Annotated in this window: 18 protein-coding genes; 3 read left to right on the top strand and 15 right to left on the bottom strand. The window is 60.5% G+C overall.

The genetic code is table 11. The features are described from left to right. Nucleotide 1: 1 nt before the first annotated feature. The 15 genes from ETG88_RS06130 to ETG88_RS06060 form a co-directional block, all read right to left on the bottom strand. On the bottom strand, nt 2-1,117 hold the full coding sequence (locus ETG88_RS06130) for a muconate cycloisomerase family protein (protein WP_129034950.1): 1,116 nt from the start codon (nt 1,115-1,117) through the stop codon (nt 2-4). Continuing rightward, nucleotides 1,101-1,880 carry a 3-oxoadipate enol-lactonase gene (gene pcaD / locus ETG88_RS06125; protein ID WP_129034949.1) on the bottom strand — a complete coding sequence of 260 codons (780 nt, stop codon included), beginning with the start codon at nt 1,878-1,880 and terminating at the stop codon, nt 1,101-1,103. Before pcaD ends, ETG88_RS06130 begins: the two co-directional genes overlap by 17 nt. A 10-nt stretch (nt 1,881-1,890) precedes the next feature. After that, a complete protein-coding gene (locus tag ETG88_RS06120; RefSeq protein WP_129034948.1) occupies nt 1,891-2,553 on the bottom strand; it encodes a 3-oxoacid CoA-transferase subunit B in 663 nt (220 codons plus the stop codon). Further along, the gene (locus ETG88_RS06115; RefSeq protein ID WP_129034947.1) at nt 2,550-3,236 is read right to left on the bottom strand and encodes a 3-oxoacid CoA-transferase subunit A; all 687 of its coding nucleotides are present in this window, start codon (nt 3,234-3,236) and stop codon (nt 2,550-2,552) included. The genes ETG88_RS06120 and ETG88_RS06115 overlap by 4 nt, the downstream gene beginning before the upstream one ends. Continuing rightward, nucleotides 3,233-4,489, bottom strand: a complete 1,257-nt coding sequence (locus ETG88_RS06110; protein WP_164971771.1) for an MFS transporter — start codon at nt 4,487-4,489, stop codon at nt 3,233-3,235. Before ETG88_RS06110 ends, ETG88_RS06115 begins: the two co-directional genes overlap by 4 nt. 92 nt (nt 4,490-4,581) lie before the next feature. Continuing rightward, the gene (locus tag ETG88_RS06105; protein WP_100779866.1) at nt 4,582-5,076 is read right to left on the bottom strand and encodes a flavin reductase; all 495 of its coding nucleotides are present in this window, start codon (nt 5,074-5,076) and stop codon (nt 4,582-4,584) included. 10 nt (nt 5,077-5,086) lie between these two features. Next, nucleotides 5,087-6,019 carry a PDR/VanB family oxidoreductase gene (locus tag ETG88_RS06100; RefSeq protein ID WP_129034945.1) on the bottom strand — a complete coding sequence of 311 codons (933 nt, stop codon included), beginning with the start codon at nt 6,017-6,019 and terminating at the stop codon, nt 5,087-5,089. Nucleotides 6,020-6,028: 9 nt separating this feature from the next. Then, nucleotides 6,029-6,763: an SDR family NAD(P)-dependent oxidoreductase gene (locus ETG88_RS06095; protein WP_129034944.1), complete on the bottom strand. Its 735-nt coding sequence runs from the start codon at nt 6,761-6,763 to the stop codon at nt 6,029-6,031. A 10-nt stretch (nt 6,764-6,773) separates the two neighbouring features. Next, nucleotides 6,774-7,253: an aromatic-ring-hydroxylating dioxygenase subunit beta gene (locus tag ETG88_RS06090; RefSeq protein WP_129034973.1), complete on the bottom strand. Its 480-nt coding sequence runs from the start codon at nt 7,251-7,253 to the stop codon at nt 6,774-6,776. Further along, entirely contained in the window at nt 7,253-8,566 is a 1,314-nt protein-coding gene (locus tag ETG88_RS06085; protein WP_129034943.1) for an aromatic ring-hydroxylating oxygenase subunit alpha, read from the bottom strand. The genes ETG88_RS06090 and ETG88_RS06085 overlap by 1 nt, the downstream gene beginning before the upstream one ends. Before the next feature lie 2 nt (nt 8,567-8,568). Then, a complete protein-coding gene (locus ETG88_RS06080) occupies nt 8,569-9,099 on the bottom strand; it encodes a nuclear transport factor 2 family protein (RefSeq protein ID WP_100779862.1) in 531 nt (176 codons plus the stop codon). Between the two features lie 4 nt (nt 9,100-9,103). Continuing rightward, nucleotides 9,104-9,463 carry an IacB protein gene (locus ETG88_RS06075; RefSeq protein ID WP_129034942.1) on the bottom strand — a complete coding sequence of 120 codons (360 nt, stop codon included), beginning with the start codon at nt 9,461-9,463 and terminating at the stop codon, nt 9,104-9,106. Between the two features lie 22 nt (nt 9,464-9,485). Then, on the bottom strand, nt 9,486-10,613 hold the full coding sequence (locus ETG88_RS06070; RefSeq protein WP_129034941.1) for an acyl-CoA dehydrogenase family protein: 1,128 nt from the start codon (nt 10,611-10,613) through the stop codon (nt 9,486-9,488). A gap of 96 nt (nt 10,614-10,709) precedes the next feature. Next, nucleotides 10,710-11,834 carry an amidase gene (locus ETG88_RS06065; protein WP_129034940.1) on the bottom strand — a complete coding sequence of 375 codons (1,125 nt, stop codon included), beginning with the start codon at nt 11,832-11,834 and terminating at the stop codon, nt 10,710-10,712. Between the two features lie 333 nt (nt 11,835-12,167). Next, entirely contained in the window at nt 12,168-12,641 is a 474-nt protein-coding gene (locus tag ETG88_RS06060) for a MarR family winged helix-turn-helix transcriptional regulator (protein ID WP_100779858.1), read from the bottom strand. Nucleotides 12,642-12,887: 246 nt separating this feature from the next. On the opposite strand from ETG88_RS06060, the gene hpaX reads away from it, so the two are divergent. The 3 genes from hpaX (at nt 12,888) to gap (ending at nt 16,377) form a co-directional block, all read left to right on the top strand. Then, nucleotides 12,888-14,276, top strand: coding sequence for a 4-hydroxyphenylacetate permease (gene hpaX, locus ETG88_RS06055; protein WP_123427640.1), 1,389 nt, complete (start codon nt 12,888-12,890; stop codon nt 14,274-14,276). A 31-nt stretch (nt 14,277-14,307) separates the two neighbouring features. Continuing rightward, nucleotides 14,308-15,288 (top strand): GlxA family transcriptional regulator, encoded by a 981-nt coding sequence (locus ETG88_RS06050; protein ID WP_100779856.1) that lies wholly within the window; start codon nt 14,308-14,310, stop codon nt 15,286-15,288. 78 nt (nt 15,289-15,366) lie between these two features. Beyond that, the gene (gap, locus tag ETG88_RS06045) at nt 15,367-16,377 is read left to right on the top strand and encodes a type I glyceraldehyde-3-phosphate dehydrogenase (protein WP_129034939.1); all 1,011 of its coding nucleotides are present in this window, start codon (nt 15,367-15,369) and stop codon (nt 16,375-16,377) included. Nucleotides 16,378-16,419 lie beyond the last annotated feature (42 nt).

The raw sequence follows: 16,419 nt of genomic DNA, 5'->3' as shown, positions 1-16,419 counted from the left end.
TTTATTTTCTGGCGTAATAACGCAGTTTGTCTTCGTCAATCTCAACGCCCAGTCCCGGCCCTTGCGGTAAGGTCACCTGGCCGTCGCTGAAATCGAGGGGGGATACGACGATGTCATCTTTCAGCAGCAGCGGGCCGAACATTTCGGTGCCCCACTGCATTTTCACCGTCGACCAGGCGTGCAGTGACGCCACCGTGCCGAGCGTACCTTCCAGCATCGTGCCGCCGTACAGCGCAACGCCTGCGGCCTGCGCCACGTGCGCCAGCCTCAGGGCCTGTGCCGGGCCGCCCGCTTTGGCAATTTTGAGCGCATACGCGCCGGTAAACCCGCCGCTCGCCAGGGCATATCCGTCATGAGCGGTGGCCACCGCCTCGTCCGCCAGAATCGGCAGGGTAAAGCGCTGGCTCAGGGCGATCAGGGCGCGAGTGTCCCACAGCGGAATTGGCTGCTCGACCAGGTCGATGCCGCCCGCCTGTAACCGCGCCATCCCCTTGATCGCGCTCGTTAGATCCCACGCCTGATTCACATCCACCCGAATGCTGACCTCTTCGCCCAGCGCCGACTTAATCGCCAGCGCGTGGCGAATATCGTTGTTCAGCTCGCCCGCGCCGATTTTCAGTTTGAAGGTGTTGTGCCGCCCTTGCGCCAGCAGGCGTTTGCCTTCCTCGATATCCCTGGCGGTATCGCCGCTCGCCAGCGTCCAGAGCACCGGCAGACGGGAAGTGAGTGCGCCGCCGAGCAGGCTGCTGACGGGCACATTCAGCTGTTTTCCTTGCGCATCGAGAAACGCGGTTTCCAGCGCCGATTTGGCAAAGGTGTTGCCTTTCACGCTGGCATCCATCTTCTCCGCAAGGGCAGCCACGCCGCGGAATGGCTGGCCGCACAGCAGCGGCGCGAGATAGGTCTCAATCGCCGAGCGGATCCCTTCCGGGCTTTCCGCACCGTAGCTCAGCCCGCCGATAGTGGTGGCCTCGCCCCAGCCAACCACGCCCTCGGCGCAGGTCATGCGCACGATGGTCAGGGTCTGGCAGCCCATGGTCGCCATCGACAGTTTGTGAGGGCGAATAGTCGGAATATCCACTAGCCAGCAGGTGATGGATTCAATGGTTAAGCTCATGCGCGGCTCCTGCGGTGAGAAAAGTGGTCACATGCTGGTTAAACGCCGCCGCGCAGGCCACGTTCGAGAGGTGCGACGCCGGTAAAATGAGAACGTGCGCGTGTGGTGCATCCACCACGATGGCCTCGGCGTCACGGGGCGTAGTGACCGGGTCGTGCTCTCCGGCAATCACCAGCATCGGACGGGTCATGTGCGTAAGGTCATCGTGCAGATCGGCGACGGCCAGCGCGTCGCAGCAGGCGGCGTAGCCCTCGGCTGGGGTCGCGGCGAGCTGTTCGATCAGCGGATAAACCACCTTCGGATTGATGTGGCGAAACGCAGGTGTAAACCAGCGGTCGGCTGCGCTCTCGGCGACGGGGGCCATCCCCTGCTCGCGCACCCGTGCCGCGCGCTGCCGCCAGCCCTCCTCCTGCCCAATGCGCGCGGCGGTATTGGCGACGACAATCCGATGAAAACGCTCTGGCGCGTGGCGGTTGAGCCACATCCCGGTCAGGCCGCCGAGGGAAATCCCACAAAAACAGGCCCGCTCCACGTCGAGGTGATCCAGCAGCGCAATCACATCCTGCCCAAGTCGCTCAAGGGTGACGGGCTGTTGCCCGACGGCGGAGCGCCCGTGTCCGCGCGTGTTGTAGCGCAGCACGCGGAAATACTGCGTCAGCGCCGGGAGTTGTGCCTGCCACATCGCCCAGGTGGTGCCGAGAGAGTTCGACAGCACCAGCAGCGGCGCGCCCTCAGGGCCATCAAGGCGGAATTCGATTTCCATATGTTCTCCTTTACGCCGTGGCGTCGTCGGTCAGCAGCGCAAAGGACAGCGCTACCGGCGTCACGGACTGCAAATAGTCAGCGGTCACATCGCCAAACAGTTCGCGCACCACCACACCTTCGGGAGTGATATCCATCACCGCCATATCGGTGTAAATGCGATCGATGCAGGCCATCCCGGTCAGGGGATAGCTACACTGTTCGACGATTTTGCACTCGCCTTTTTTGGTCAGATGTTCGGTCATCACGAATACCTGCTTCGCGCCAATCGCCAGATCCATCGCCCCGCCGACGGCGGGAATGGAGGACGGCGCGCCGGTGCTCCAGTTGGCGAGATCCCCGCGCGCCGACACCTGATAAGCCCCGAGCACGCAGATATCCAGGTGCCCGCCGCGCATCATGGTGAAGGAGTCGCCGTGGTGGAAATAGCAGCCGCCCGCCAGCAGCGTCACCGGCTGTTTTCCGGCGTTGATAAGCTCCGGGTCCTCCTCTCCCGGCGCAGGCGCCGGCCCCATGCCGAGAATGCCATTTTCGCTGTGCAGGAAAATCTCGCGATCCGCCGGAAGGTAGTTAGCAATCTGCGTCGGCATGCCGATGCCGAGATTTACGTAAGCCCCCTCGGGAATATCCCGGGCGATGCGCTCGGCAAGCTGTTGGTGAGTCAATGTGTTCACGCTGTCTCCTTGAGTGACGTGGCGGACGCGTTAATCAGGCGCTGCACAAAAATCCCCGGCGTCACCACCGCTTCCGGGTCCAGTTCGCCGAGGGCCACAAACTCGCTCACCTGCGCGATGGTGCAGCGGGCGGCGGCGGCCATAATGGGACCGAAATTGCGGCCAGTTTTGTCGTACACCAGGTTGCCCCAGCGGTCGGCTTTCAGGGCTTTGATCAGCGCAAAATCGGCTTTGAGCGGCAGTTCAAACACGTAATCTCTGCCGTCGATGCGACGCGTCTCTTTGCCTTCGGCAAGCACGGTGCCAAAGCCAGTGGGCGTAAAAATACCGCCTAACCCTGAGCCGCCCGCCTGAATGCGCGCCGCGAGATTGCCCTGTGGCACCAGCTCCAGCTCAACCTCGCCGCGACGATACAAATCGTCAAACACCCATGAATCCACCTGGCGCGGGAAGGAGCAGATCACCTTCTTCACGCATCTGGCTTTCAGCAGCGCCGCCAGGCCGTAGTCGCCGTTACCGGCGTTATTGCTGATGAGGGTCAGTCCGCGCGGGCGACGGCGGATTAACGCATCCAACAGTTCCGATGGCTGCCCCGCCGGGCCAAAACCGCCGACCATGACCGTCGCGCCGTCAAAAATATCCGCCACTGCGTCATCCAGCGTGGCAATCCGTTTATCAATCATTCCTGAGCCTCTTTGTTGTTACCGGGCAGGCTGCGCAGGGCAATCCACGCCAGTAGCGCGTAAACCACCAGCAGCAGGGAGACGGGCCACGAGGCGTTGAACTCCATCAGCAACGCCACCGCCAGCATCGGTCCCAGACCGCCGGAAAATATCGATCCCACTTCGTGCCCCAGCGCCAGGCCGGAGTAGCGCACCCGCACCGGGAAGAGATCGCTCATGATGCAGGGCTGAGTGCCGATCATCGCCCCGTGGCAGAACGGCAGTCCGAGCAGCATCGCCAGCATGATCCAGCCGTACGTGCCGGTGGAGAGCAGCCAGAAGAACGGGAACGCCATCACCAGCAGGCCAATCACACCGATGTAGTAGACCGGCTTGAGACCGATGCGGTCCGACAGCGCGCCCCAGAACAGAATCGAGAAGAACTCCACCAGCATCGCCAGTGTTACGGCGCTGATGATCTCCCCGGTGCTGATACCGATATGGCGGGCGTAGACCACCGAGAAGGTAAAGAAGATATAGGACGCGCCGTTCTCCGGCAGGCGCAGAGCAATCGCCTGCAGCAGCGCTTTCGGGTGGTCGCGAATCAGTACCAGCAGCGGGATTTTTTCGTGCTGCGCTTCCGGTTTCGCCTGGGTAAACGCCTTGCTCTCGCGGATGTTTTTGCGGATGTAAACGCCGACTAAAAAGATGACGATGCTCAACAGGAATGGCACGCGCCAGCCCCAGCGCATAAAGTCCGATTCAGGCAGTTGCTGCACCAGGTAAAAGGCGAACGCCGAGAGGACGAACCCACCGGAGACGCCCATCTGGCTCCAGGCGGTGTAGTACCCGCGACGCGAGGCGGGCGCGTTTTCGCTTAGCATCAGCACACCGCCGCCCCACTCCCCGCCCGACGCCACGCCCTGCAGGAAGCGCAGGGTGATGAGCGACAGCGGTGCCCAGAGACCAATCTGCGCGTAGACCGGCAGCAGACCGATCACAAAGGTGGTGGCGCCCATTAACGTCAGGGTCATGATCAGCGTCATTTTGCGGCTGTAGCGATCGCCGATATGCCCGAAGACTATCCCGCCCAGCGGCCGCGCCAGAAAACCCACCGCGAAACCTGAAAAAGCCAGTAGCGTGCCCTGAAGCGGATCGCCGCCGACCGGGAAGAACAGCGGGCCAAACACCAGCGCCGCCGCCGTGCCATACAGAAAAAAGTCATACCACTCGAGCGCATTCCCCAGCACCGAGGCCACAACCAGTTTGCGCATCTGCTGCGCGTCCTGGCTGCCGGTGGCGGTGGTAGCGGTACTTTCAGTGACGACATTACTCATGACGCGCGTCCCCTCTTATTGTGGTGGGCTTACGCCTGCACATCGCCACCGACGGTGTGATAGCGGCGGTTAAAGTAGACCAGCCCGCGCGGCTGCTCGCTGATGCGAATCGCCTGCACCTGGCAGTAGAAAACGCTGTGGCTACCCACTTCATGACAGGTGTCGATGGTGCAGTCGAAGCTGGCGACGGACGAGCTGAGCACCGGCGCGCCGCTGCTCATCACCTGCCAGCTGTCGTGCAGAAAGCGCTCCTCCGATCGCAGACTGGCGTTGGCGAAAACGCCGGACAGCCCCTGGTGATCGCCGGAAAGCACGTTGACGCACAGGGTGCCGTTCTGTTTGAAATGCTGATGGGCGTAAGAGTTGCGGTTCATACACACCAGAAGCGTCGGCGGCTGATCCGTCACGCTACAGACCGCCGACGCGGTAAAGCCAAATTTCCCCGCCGGGCCGTCGGTGGTGATCACCGAGACTGCGCTGCCGAGCTGCGCCATCGCGTTACGAAATTCTGTTTGCAGTGTCATAAGTGATTCCTTACAAATCGATAACTAAACGGGGGCATTTCGCCCTGGAACAGCACAGCAGGATCTGATCGCCCTCGGCTTTCTCTTCGTCGGTCAGGTAGTGGTCGCGGTGATCCGGCTCGCCTTCCAGCACGTCCGTCAGGCAACTGCCGCAAATCCCCTGCTTGCACGACACATTTACCTTCAGCCCGGCCCCGGCCAGCGCCTCGACGATGGTCTGGTTTTCCAGCACTTTTACAGTGATCCCGCTGCTTGCCGCCACCACCTCAAACGCGCTGCCGCCGGTCTGGACCTCGGCGCTGAAACACTCCTGATGAATTTGCTCAGCGCGGTACCCCTGTGCGTTAGCCTGATCGGTCACCGCATCCATCAGCCGCGTCGGGCCGCAGGTGTAAACGTGAGTGTTGTCAGGGACGTCGCACAGCACCGCCGCCAGATCCAGGCGCTGCTCATCGCTAAAGTGCAGATGCACTCGCCCGGCGAACGGTGCATTTTCCAGCTGCGGAATAAACGCCGCCTGTGAACGCGAACGGGCGCAGTAGTGCAGCGAGAACGCGCGTCCGGCGGCGTGCAGCTCTGCGGCCATCGCCAGCATGGGCGTGATACCAATTCCGCCGCCGATCAGCAGGCTGTATGCCGCGCTGTCGTTCAGTACAAAAAGGTTGCGCGGCTCGCTGACCTGAATTTCATCGCCTTCGCACAGGGCATGTACCGCCCGCGATCCGCCCTGCGAGTTCATCTCTTTCAGCACGCCGAGCTGGTAGTGCTGGCTGTTTTGCGGGTCGCTGCACAGGGAGTACGGGCGAATCAGATCGGCGCTCAGGTGCAGGTCGATATGGGCGCCTGCGCGAAACGCCGGAAGCGGGCTTCCATCCCTGCGCGCCAGGGTCAGCAGAACTACCTCGCCCTGCAGTTCACGTTGGATGACCTGTAATGTCAGCATGAGAACTCCTTAGCGCATAAACAGGCCGCCGTTGATGTCCCAGGTGGCCCCGGTGACAAACGACGCCTGGGGTGAGGCGAGCAACGCCACGGCTTCGGCAACAAACTCCGCCTCGCCGAGTTTCCCGACCGGGATCATCTGCAGCAGCCCGGCCATTTTTTCTTCCGGCACCAGGGCGTGTACCGTCGGCAGATCCATCGGACCGGGCGCAATAGCATTGACCGTCACGCCCGAGCGACTCAGCTCGCGGGCGAAGACTTTCGTGAGGGTCAAAATGCCGCCCTTTGACGCCGCGTAATGGGCGCCGGACGCGGTACCGCCGTTCTGTCCGGCGAGGGAGGCCAGGTTGATAATGCGACCGTAGCCCTGGGCGGCGAAGTAGCGTCCCATCGTCTGGCAGCCGACAAAGGTGCCGCGCAGGTTAGTGCTGAGCACCCGGTCGAACTCGTCGACGCCGATCTCCATCACCGGCGTGGCGAGGGTCAGCGCGGCGTTGTTCACCAGCACCTGTAAGCTGCCAAAACGGGCGAGCGTGGCATCGAGGGCACGGGTGAAGTCGCCCGGCTGGCGGATATCCAGCCCCAGCGCCAGTACCTTGTCGTGGTCAAGAGCGTCCGCCGCCTGTTGCGCACGCGCGGCGTCGACGTCCGTTAGCACCACCTGGAACCCCTGCGCCAGCAGGTGTTCCGCGATAACATTTCCCAGACCGGCTGCCGCGCCGGTCACTAATACGGTTTGCGTCATGAGCGATGCCTCAGAGGATGTAGCCGATGCTGTGCAGCACATCGTCGCTGTTGACCAGACGGATCACCTTTTGCTGGATGCGCAGGCGGTCGCCTTCGCGCTGCAGCTGCCAGGTGATATCCGCCGCGTAATGGCGGCTGTGACCTTTGCGGTGTTCCCACAGGGACTGCGCCCCGCGCACCACAATCAGGCCGTCGCGTGATTCCAGCAGACGAAAACGCGACAACGTGCGCAGAGTACGTGCGCGCGGCGTAGTCGAAATCGACTCCCCGCTGTAGAGGCGGTGAACGCGTTTTTCGCGCATGTGGTGATCGTCACAGGCGTAGTTCAGGGTGTTTTTGAAATCGGTCTCGTTCGGATCGATCGGGACGACGTACAGACCGTCGTGCTGCCACAGATCAAGCCAGGCGCTGAATTCGCCCTGATCGAGCAAGTCACCCTCAAGGTTAATCAGCGTCACGGCGGCAAAGAGTTCAGATTCTGGGGTCATCATTGTTCGCTCTCCGTCATCAGTTTTTTCCACTGCTGGTAGGCGGCGCGCATCCCGGTTTCGGCGCTGACGTCGCTGCGCAGGCCGTCGTCGGTGCGGTACTCTCCCGCCAGCCCGCGATTGAGCATGATCCAGAGATCATCCCCCGCCGTTGCCCCGCGCTGTACGCGCTCCCAGGCCTCCGAGTCGTCCGGCGTGCCGAAGCCCATCGGCCCTTGGAAGTGTTCGTGCAGACGCAGACGCGCCTGGTTGGCAATTTCCGGCCCGCCGTCCATGGTGATCACCGCGTGATGGATTTCCGTTTCATTCACGGAAATCGGCTGGAGTACGCGGAAAAACGCCATCGAACAGGCGATATTGGGGAAGATATTCAGGTTAAAGCCGGAGCCGCCGACGGCGCGCACGATACGGCGCACCTGCTGTTCGTCGTGGTCGGCACGCAGGGCCTCTGCCAGCGCCTCAAAGCGCTCCGGGATCGGCGCGTCGAGGTTGGCGTCGAGATCTACCAGTTCCGGGATCATCACCATTACGCTGTGGCCGTTGCCCAGGTCTTCGACGTAGCCGCTGCCGTCAACGAAATTCAGCATCTCTTCCGTCTGCTTATCGACGGAGCTGAGGAACGAGCGGTGAACCACGGGGAAGTGGTAGCCGTCGGTGGTGTTTTCCAGCTGGATTTTCCAGTTGCCGGGGAAGCGGAAACGGTGGGCTGGCCCGGTATTAATTGGGTAGCCCGCCCCCTGCTTCATAAACAGATCCATCCATTTTTTCGCCGCGCCGAGGAACTCTTCCAGCGGTTCGATCTGATCGTTAAAGGTGGCGAAAATCATCCCCGCATACTGTTCCGTGCGCAGGGAAATCAGCCCCAGCTCGCCTTTTTCCAGCTGGTCGGCGTAGCTTTCCGGATGCGGCACGCCGCGCAGGCTGCCGTCCAGCGCGTAGCCCCAGCCGTGGTACGGGCAGACGAAACTGTTGGTTTTGCCGCTGCGGTGTTCGCACACGGTCGCCGCGCGGTGGCGGCAGCGGTTAAGCAGCGTGTGGACGTTACCTTTGCGGTCGCGCACCACGATCACCGGCTGGGTGCCGAGCTCAGTGGTTTTAAAGCTCCCGGTCTCCGGGATTTCACTGGCGTGCGCCACCCAGACCCAGGTCTTGCTGAAGATGCGATCCAGTTCGAGCTGGAACAGATCGTCCGAAGTGTAGAGCGACGTGTGTACGCGGTCGGACTGCACCAGCGCCGCTATCTCTGCCGCGTCCGGTATCGCCTGCGGCGAAGTGTCGATATTTTTGATGGTTATCAGGTGATCACATTGCATGTCTATTTCTCCTGCACGTCGTTATTTTTCTCAGGGACAGGTAACGCATCCGCCGCATGCCAGTGGTCCACCGGTCGGCTGAACAGGTTGCGGGTGGTGAAGTGGCGCATCGCCATGCCGTTCGCGTCGCGCGCAAAAGTGACGCAGATTTCCGCCGCGTTCAGGTGCGCGCCACCGGCGGTAAAGGCCGAGGTTTGCAGCATCAACCAGCGTCCGCGCAGTTCGCCGTCCGGCGTGTGGCTCAGCGCCTCCGAGCAGAGAAAGTGCGCGTTCATGGCGAAGTGTGCGGGTTGTCGCACGTAGCTCGCCATCAGGGTGATAATCGCTTCGCGGCCCTGATGTTTACCGAGCCGCGAAGCGTAGGGTTCGCCCAGCCCTTCCCAGCAGGCGTCGGCGGTAAAGAGCGCGCCAATCGCCTGCACGGTTTCAGGGCTGTCAAGCTGGTCGCACAGGCGCATGTAATCGCTGATACACACGCGGGCCGCCTGGCTGTCTTCGAGCTGCTGTAAGCGCAGCGCATCCTGTGCGTTCATGGTCTTAGCCCTGAATAATCAGTTCACGGCCCACGCGGGCTTCGATTTTGCAGTACTTCCACAGCTTGCTGCCGCTCTCACCCACCGGCGTGGTGCGGAACAGGTTGCAGACCGCCGCCACATTTTCCAGTTTCTCCGCGTCTGCCAGCACATAGGTGGTCCAGGGGGCGATAGTGGACGGGCCGACCATCAGCTGGTCGTCATCCATGTTGCCGATGACGCGGATGCCCTGGGTCTCTTCGATCCCTTTCATCATCACGCCGAATGCGCCCCACACCTGTTTGGCTTCCGCCGGACTAGCGTCGAAAAAGTTCTGGTTTACGCCGATGCAAAACAGCACGCGTAAGGTTGTTGACTGGCTCATCTGTTGCTCCTTTCGTTAAAAATCACAAATAACCGGGCAGCGGTTTTCCGCCGAAAAAGACCGTACCGGCGTTCAGGTACGAGAGATCGCCCATAAAGGCGTGCTGGGTGATCACCATGGTGTCGCGCACAAAACGTTGCAGCGGGCTGGTCATGGTGACGCCGCCCATGCCGTTCAGCGCCAGCGCCTGACGCGCCACGTCGGCAGCCACGCGAGTGACGTGAGTGGAAGAGAGTCGCAGGGCGTTGATCTGCGTGCAGCTCGCCTCGTTTCCGGCCAGCAGGCACTGCCAGACGTCGTCGATGGCCTCATAGAACCAGGCGCGGGCGGAGCGCAGTTCGGCTTCGCAGCGGGCAATTTGCATCTGCGCCTGCTGGCGATCGGCCAGACGCGGTGCGCCGGTGACAGACTGTTGACGATGGGCGATCGCGTAGATTTCGTTGAGCGCCGCGCGGGCCACGCCGAGTGCCACCACGGAGAGCACTTGGGTCGCCAGTGACAGCACCGGGTAACGGTACAGCGGCCCGTCGAAATTCAGCGCGCCGCCGCGAATGAAGGTCCACTCCTGCGGGACAAAGGCATCGTTAACCACCAGATCGTGGCTGCCGGTTCCGGCAAGGCCGACGGTGTCCCAGACGGGATCGATCTGCACGCTCGCCCGTGGCAGAACCGCCATGCGCGGCAGGGCCTGATCGCCCTCGGGCAAGATCCCGACGCCGAGTACCGAGGCTCCCATGCTGCCGCTGGCAAAACTCCAGCGTCCGCTAACGCGGTAGCCGCCGTCGGCCTGCCGTGCTTTTTGCGTCGGGAAAATCCCGCCCGCAAAGACCACATCCGGCCCGTCGCGATAGAGTTCCTTTAGGGTTTCCGGCGGCAGTGCGCCGAGATAAAACGGGCTCATGCCGAAACTGGCTACCCAGCCTGCCGAGCCGTCGGCGGTGGAGATCTGCTCAATCAGCTCGCAAAACTGCGCCGGGGAGCATTCGTCTCCGCCGTACTGTTTTGGCACCAGGGCGCGGTAGACGCCCACCTGTTTGAAGCGGGTAATGATGTCGTCAGAGATATGACGTTGATGCTCAAAATCGCCGCTGCGAGTCGCAACATCACTCAATAGCGGAACAAGCTCCTCACGAACATGGATGGCAGACATAGCGTCCTCCGAAAAGGGTTGTGCGGTGTGCGCGAGGCGAGCGCGTCCGCAATGAGTCGAACTCACTGAGTCATCAGGCAAAGAAAAACGGAATGTTTAGGGTTGTCGTCGTCCGGTGAGCCACTCGGCGGCCTGCACCAGCAGCCCGTCGTGGCCTTTGGCAGCTACCAGCTGGAGCGATACCGGGCGGCCATGCAGTTCATCTACCGCAAGGGTAATGGCCGGATGGCCGCTGAGGTTAAACGGGCGGACCAGGCGTGTGAGATTGACCACGCTCAGGGGATCGGCGGCCTCCTCAAGGGTAGGAGGCAGTTCAGGCAGTGTCGCCAGCGCCAGCAGCGGTGTTTTTGCCAGCAGTGCGTCGACCTGAGCGGTGAATTCACTGCGCACCTGTTCAGCTGATGCCAGCGCGTCGGCGCTGATATCTGCCCCGGCGCGAATACGGGCGGCCACATCCGCAGAGACGGCGTTGCTCGCCAGCAGCGGGCTGAAGGCCTGCCAGTTTTCATGGCTGATGAGGGTTAAACCTGCGCGATGCGCATCGTTCAGGGCGGGCAACCCGGCCTGCTCAGGGCGTACGCCGCATGCGGCAAGTACCTTGAGAATGCGGTCATCGATTTCCGGTAACGCGGCAGAGATGAAGGCCATCGGCGGCAGTTCGCTGAGCGGTTCCCCCACGGCGACGGAAAGCCGGGTCATCGCCTGGCGCAGCACTGTGGCATTGCGGGCAAAGACGCCCACACAGTCGAGCGAGCTTTGGGCAGGCATAACCCCGTGACGGCTGAGCACGCCGTAGCCCGGTTTGAAGCCCAGCACGCCGCAGCAGGCGGCAGGCATTCTGACGGAGCCGCCGGTGTCGGTGCCGAGGGAGAAATCGACCTCACCGGAGGCGACAACGGCGGCAGATCCGCTGGATGAACCGCCCGGAATCAGCGCCGGATAGCGCGGGTTCATGGGCGTGCCGCTCCAGGGGTTGATCCCGGTGACACCAAACGCCAGCTCATGCAGCGTGGTTTTGCCCGTCAGCTGGCAGTGGTTTTCCAGTAGCGTCGCAACCACGCTGGCGTGCTGGCGGGCCAGCGGTGCGTTTTCCAGCGCCGGACAGCCTGCACGGGTCGGGTGCCCGGCAATATCCAGGGTGTCTTTGACCGCAAATCGCAGGTCGCCCTCACCGAGGGTAAATTGCTCAACGTAACCATTGCTCTCATAAACTGGCTTCATGATTGATACCTTAACCAGAAAAAATGAATCATATTCAGGCGGGCAGTCAGTGCTGCCTTTTTGTCCTGACTAACGTTAGGTCAATCATGGAAGAATTAGATGAAAATTCAAGTAATCTTTCACGTTAATTTCACGCTTACGCAACATTTAATTGACCTTCAATTCAATAAGGTTACTGATTCAGGGTGATGAAAAATAAGACAAAATGGCGGGAATCGCAAAATGATACCGCCCTGAGCATTCAGCGCGGCATAAGAAAATTAATGATGAAATTACAGAGAGTTAGAAAGAAAGACTACGGAGTTCACAAATTTGTCATCGGATATTTTGACCTCACAGTTCGTTGAGGTTATCCAGTACCTTTGCCAGGGAGAGATTCATTTTTTCGACCTGACTGGCCGTCATGCCCTTGAAGCCTTTTTCGAACACTTTGCTGGTGTATGCATAGGCTTCTTCCACTTTTTTGCGACCGGCCTCCGTGAGCATCACTTCCGTGACGCGCGCGTCCTGTTCGCTGCTCGCGGTGGTGACCAGGCCGTCATCGCGCAGCCGTCCGACGATTTTGGTGACCGTGGGCATTTTCGCCATCGCGTACTCGGAAATCTGCGAAATACTTGCCTTACCGTACTGGTGAGTCACCATCAGCACCCGGAAGCGAGAGACATCCAGCTGGGCTTTTTTCAGTGTAATTTCCATGATTTGCGTGTAGCGCGCATACACATTCACGATCCAGTAGAACGGAAACTCTTCGCGATGAAAGGCGGGATCGTCAGGTGCGCCGTCCGGGGTATTTTTTATTGTTGTCATGCGTTTCCTTACCAAAAAAAAGCGTCAGAGTGAACGATTATACCCTGCGAATCTGCGGCGACTAAGCCTATCTGAACGGGTGCTGAAACGTATAAGAGATCCCGATCGCATTATGATTCAAAAATGCTAACTGATTAACAATTACGTATCATTTTTTACACATTGCATTGACGGTTGCGGTGGCTGTTTTCTATACGTTTAGCCGACCTGTACGCTAATTCTAATAATCGCAATGTGGAGCTATTCATGAACGAACGTTCTTCTGTGGAGCAGACGCGCCCGCCGTCGTCTGCGCCCGACGCTCTGGACCCTCGCCAGCAGGCCGTGATCAAAAAGCTGTTCCGTCGGCTGATTGTGTTTTTATTTATTTTGTTTGTTTTTTCCTACCTCGACCGCATCAACATTGGCTTTGCCGGCCTGACAATGGGCAAAGATCTGGGTCTGACCAGCACCATGTTTGGCCTCGCGACCACCCTGTTCTACGTGATGTATGTCATTTGCGGTATTCCCAGCAATATCATGCTGAGTATCGTCGGCGCGCGACGCTGGATCGCGGTGCTGATGGTGGTGTGGGGGATCGCGTCCACCGCCACCATGTTCGCCACCGGACCGAACAGCCTGTACGTGCTGCGTATGCTGGTCGGGATTGCGGAAGCGGGCTTTTTGCCGGGCCTGTTGCTCTATTTAACCTACTGGTTCCCGGCCCATTATCGTGCGCGCGCTAACGCGCTGTTTATGATTGCGATGCCGGTCACCATGGCGCTCGGTTCGCTGGCCTCCGGGTATATCCTGAACATGGACGGCCTGCTGAATCTGAAAGGCTGGCAGTGGCTGTTCCTGCTGGAGGGTTTCCCGTCCGTGCTGTTGGGTCTGGTGGTCTGGTTCTGGCTGGATGACAGCCCGTCGAAGGCCAAATGGCTAACGGAAGATGACAAAGCCTGCCTCGCGGAGATGCTGGAAGCGGATAAGATCGCTGCCCGCAAAACGCAGCTGGACGCGAGCACGTCGCTGTTGCCGCAGCGCAGCGTGGCGCGCGAACTGTTTACCCCCATCATTATTCTCTACACGGTGGCCTATTTCTGTCTCACCAATACCCTCAGCGCCCTGAGCGTCTGGACGCCGCTGATTCTGCGCAGCTTCAACGAAACCAGCAGCAATGTCACCATCGGGTTGCTGAGTGCCATTCCGCAGGTGTGTACCATTGTGGCGATGGTCTGGTGGAGTAAGCGTTCCGATCGCCTGAACGAGCGTAAAATCCACACCCTGCTGCCCTATCTGTTTGCCGCGGCGGGATGGATGTTAACTGCCTCCAGCACGCAGGCGGTGCTGCAGTTCACCGGGATTGTGATGGCGTCGGCAGGCGCGTTCGCGGCGATGGTGATCTTCTGGACCACGCCGGATCGCTATATCTCCCTGCGCGCTCGCGCCGTCGGGATTGCGGTGATTAACGCCACAGGGATGACCGGTGCGGCACTCGGGCCGCTGCTGATGGGCTGGATGAAAGACGTCACCGGAAACTTCAACGCCGGGATCTTCATGGTGGCCGGTTTTCTGGTGCTGGGCGCGCTGATCATTGCGCTTATCCCGATGAGCAAAACCCAGCCGCAGAACGCTGCCGCCCCACTCTCGACTTGACTTATTGTGTAATAAAGATACTTTTCAGGACATGAAGAAAATCCTGATTATCGTCCCTGACGGCGGCATGTTGTTCGAAGCCGCCGGTATCGCAGACATTCTGATGCAGGCCAACCAGCTCCATCCGGAAGGCCTCGCCCAGCCTCGCTATCGCATTATTATCGCCACCACCCAGCCACACCAGGTGATCCACGGTCAGTCCGGGTTAAACCTGCTGGCGGACTATCGTCTGCCGGAGCTGGATCCGCGTGAGCCGCTCGACACCATTATCATCACCGGACGTGGGATGAACGAGCTGGAGAGCACCGCCGTGGTGGACTGGCTGCATCTGGCCGCGCCCCATGCCCGGCGCATCGCCTCGATTTGTGGCGGGGCGATGCTGCTGGCACAAAGCGGCCTGCTGGACGGACGTCGCGCGACCACCCACTGGCGGCTGCTGGAGACGATGCAAAAAAGCTGGCCTGCCATCAACGTCGTAGGCGGCCCGCTCTATATTCAGGATGGTCCCATCTGGACATCCGGCGGGGTGAGTTCCGGGTTTGATCTCACGCTGGCGCTGGTTGAAGAGGACTACGGTTTTACCCTGGCGCGAGACGTGGCCCAGGATCTGGTGATGTATTTGCGCCGTCCCGGCGGGCAGCTGCAGTTCAGCCGCTACAACCTGAATTCATCCGCCAGTGCCGGGCCGGTCAGCGAATTGCAAACCTGGATTCTTAACAATCTCACGGCCGATCTGTGCGTCGAAAAACTGGCGGAGCAAGCGGCCATGAGCCCGCGCAATTTCACCCGGGTCTTTACCCGTGAAACGGGCGCCTCTCCGGCACGCTACGTGATGGAAGCCCGTCTCGCCGCCGCCCGTCAGCTGCTGGAGCAGACAAGCGAGCCGCTGGACCGCATCGCCGAGCAGAGCGGATTTGGCAGCAGCATCAACCTGCGCCGGGTGTTTGAGAAACAGCTCCACCTTACCCCCAGCGAGTATCGTCAACGATTCCACTGCCGCAAAATGGCGTAATCTGATCCTTTTTTGTCATTTACGCCATTTCACCTGAAGCCTACAGTGACTCCAGACACCACAGTTAAGGAGTGCATCATGGTTAAGGTCGGTATTAATGGTTTCGGCAGAATCGGTCGCAATTTCTTACGCGCCGCCCTCGGTAACCCGGAGATTCAGATCGTGGCGATTAACGATCTGACGGACAGTAAGACCCTCGCCCATCTGCTGAAATACGATTCCCTGTTAGGGACGCTACCGGTATCCGTTGAGGCTGCCGATAATCATCTGCAGGTGGATGGCAAACTGATTAGGGTCTTCAGCGAGCGCGACCCGGCCGCTATTCCGTGGCGTAACGTTGAAGTGGACGTGGTGATTGAAGCGACCGGCTTCTTCACTGACCGCGAGAAAGCGGCGGTGCATATTGAGAGCGGCGGCGCAAAACGCGTCATCATCTCCGCCCCGGGTAAAAACGACGATTTGACCGTGGTGATGGGCGTGAACGATCGGCTGTACGATCCGGCTCAGCACTTTGTGGTGAGCAACGGCAGCTGCACCACGAACGGTCTGGCACCCGCCGCGCAGGTGCTGCATCAACACTTCGGCATCGAACATGGCCTGATGAACACCACTCACGCCTACACCAACAGCCAGGCACTGCACGACCAGCCGGAGAAAGATCTGCGCGGCGCGCGGGCGGCGGCCCTGTCGATTGTCCCCTACTCCAGCGGCGCGGCGAAGGCGCTGGGGAAAGTGATTCCTGAGCTGGACGGACGTCTGACCGGGTATTCCCTGCGCGTTCCGGTGCCGGTGGTGTCGATTGTCGACTTGACGGTTACCCTGAGCCGGGAGGTAACGGTGGATGAGGTCAACGCCGCGTTTCGTGAAGCGGCCTCTGCCGGGCCATTGCAGGGCATTCTGGGCTACAGCGACGAGCCGTTAGTATCAAGTGATTATCAGGGCGATCCGCGCTCATCGATTATCGACGGGCTTTCTACGCTGGTCATTGGCGGCAATATGGTGAAGATCCTCGCCTGGTATGACAACGAGTGGGGCTTCTCGAACCGCCTGGTCGATCTGGCGCTGCTGATGGATCGCAAAGGGGTGTAAAAACCGCGTCGGGTGGCGACATCGCCGCCACCCGGCTTTTAA

Source organism: Lelliottia nimipressuralis, assembly GCF_004115925.1.
Taxonomy (GTDB): Bacteria; Pseudomonadota; Gammaproteobacteria; order Enterobacterales; family Enterobacteriaceae; genus Enterobacter; species Enterobacter nimipressuralis.
Note: the sequence above shows the minus strand (reverse complement) of the source record. Positions and strands in the feature narration are given on the sequence as shown.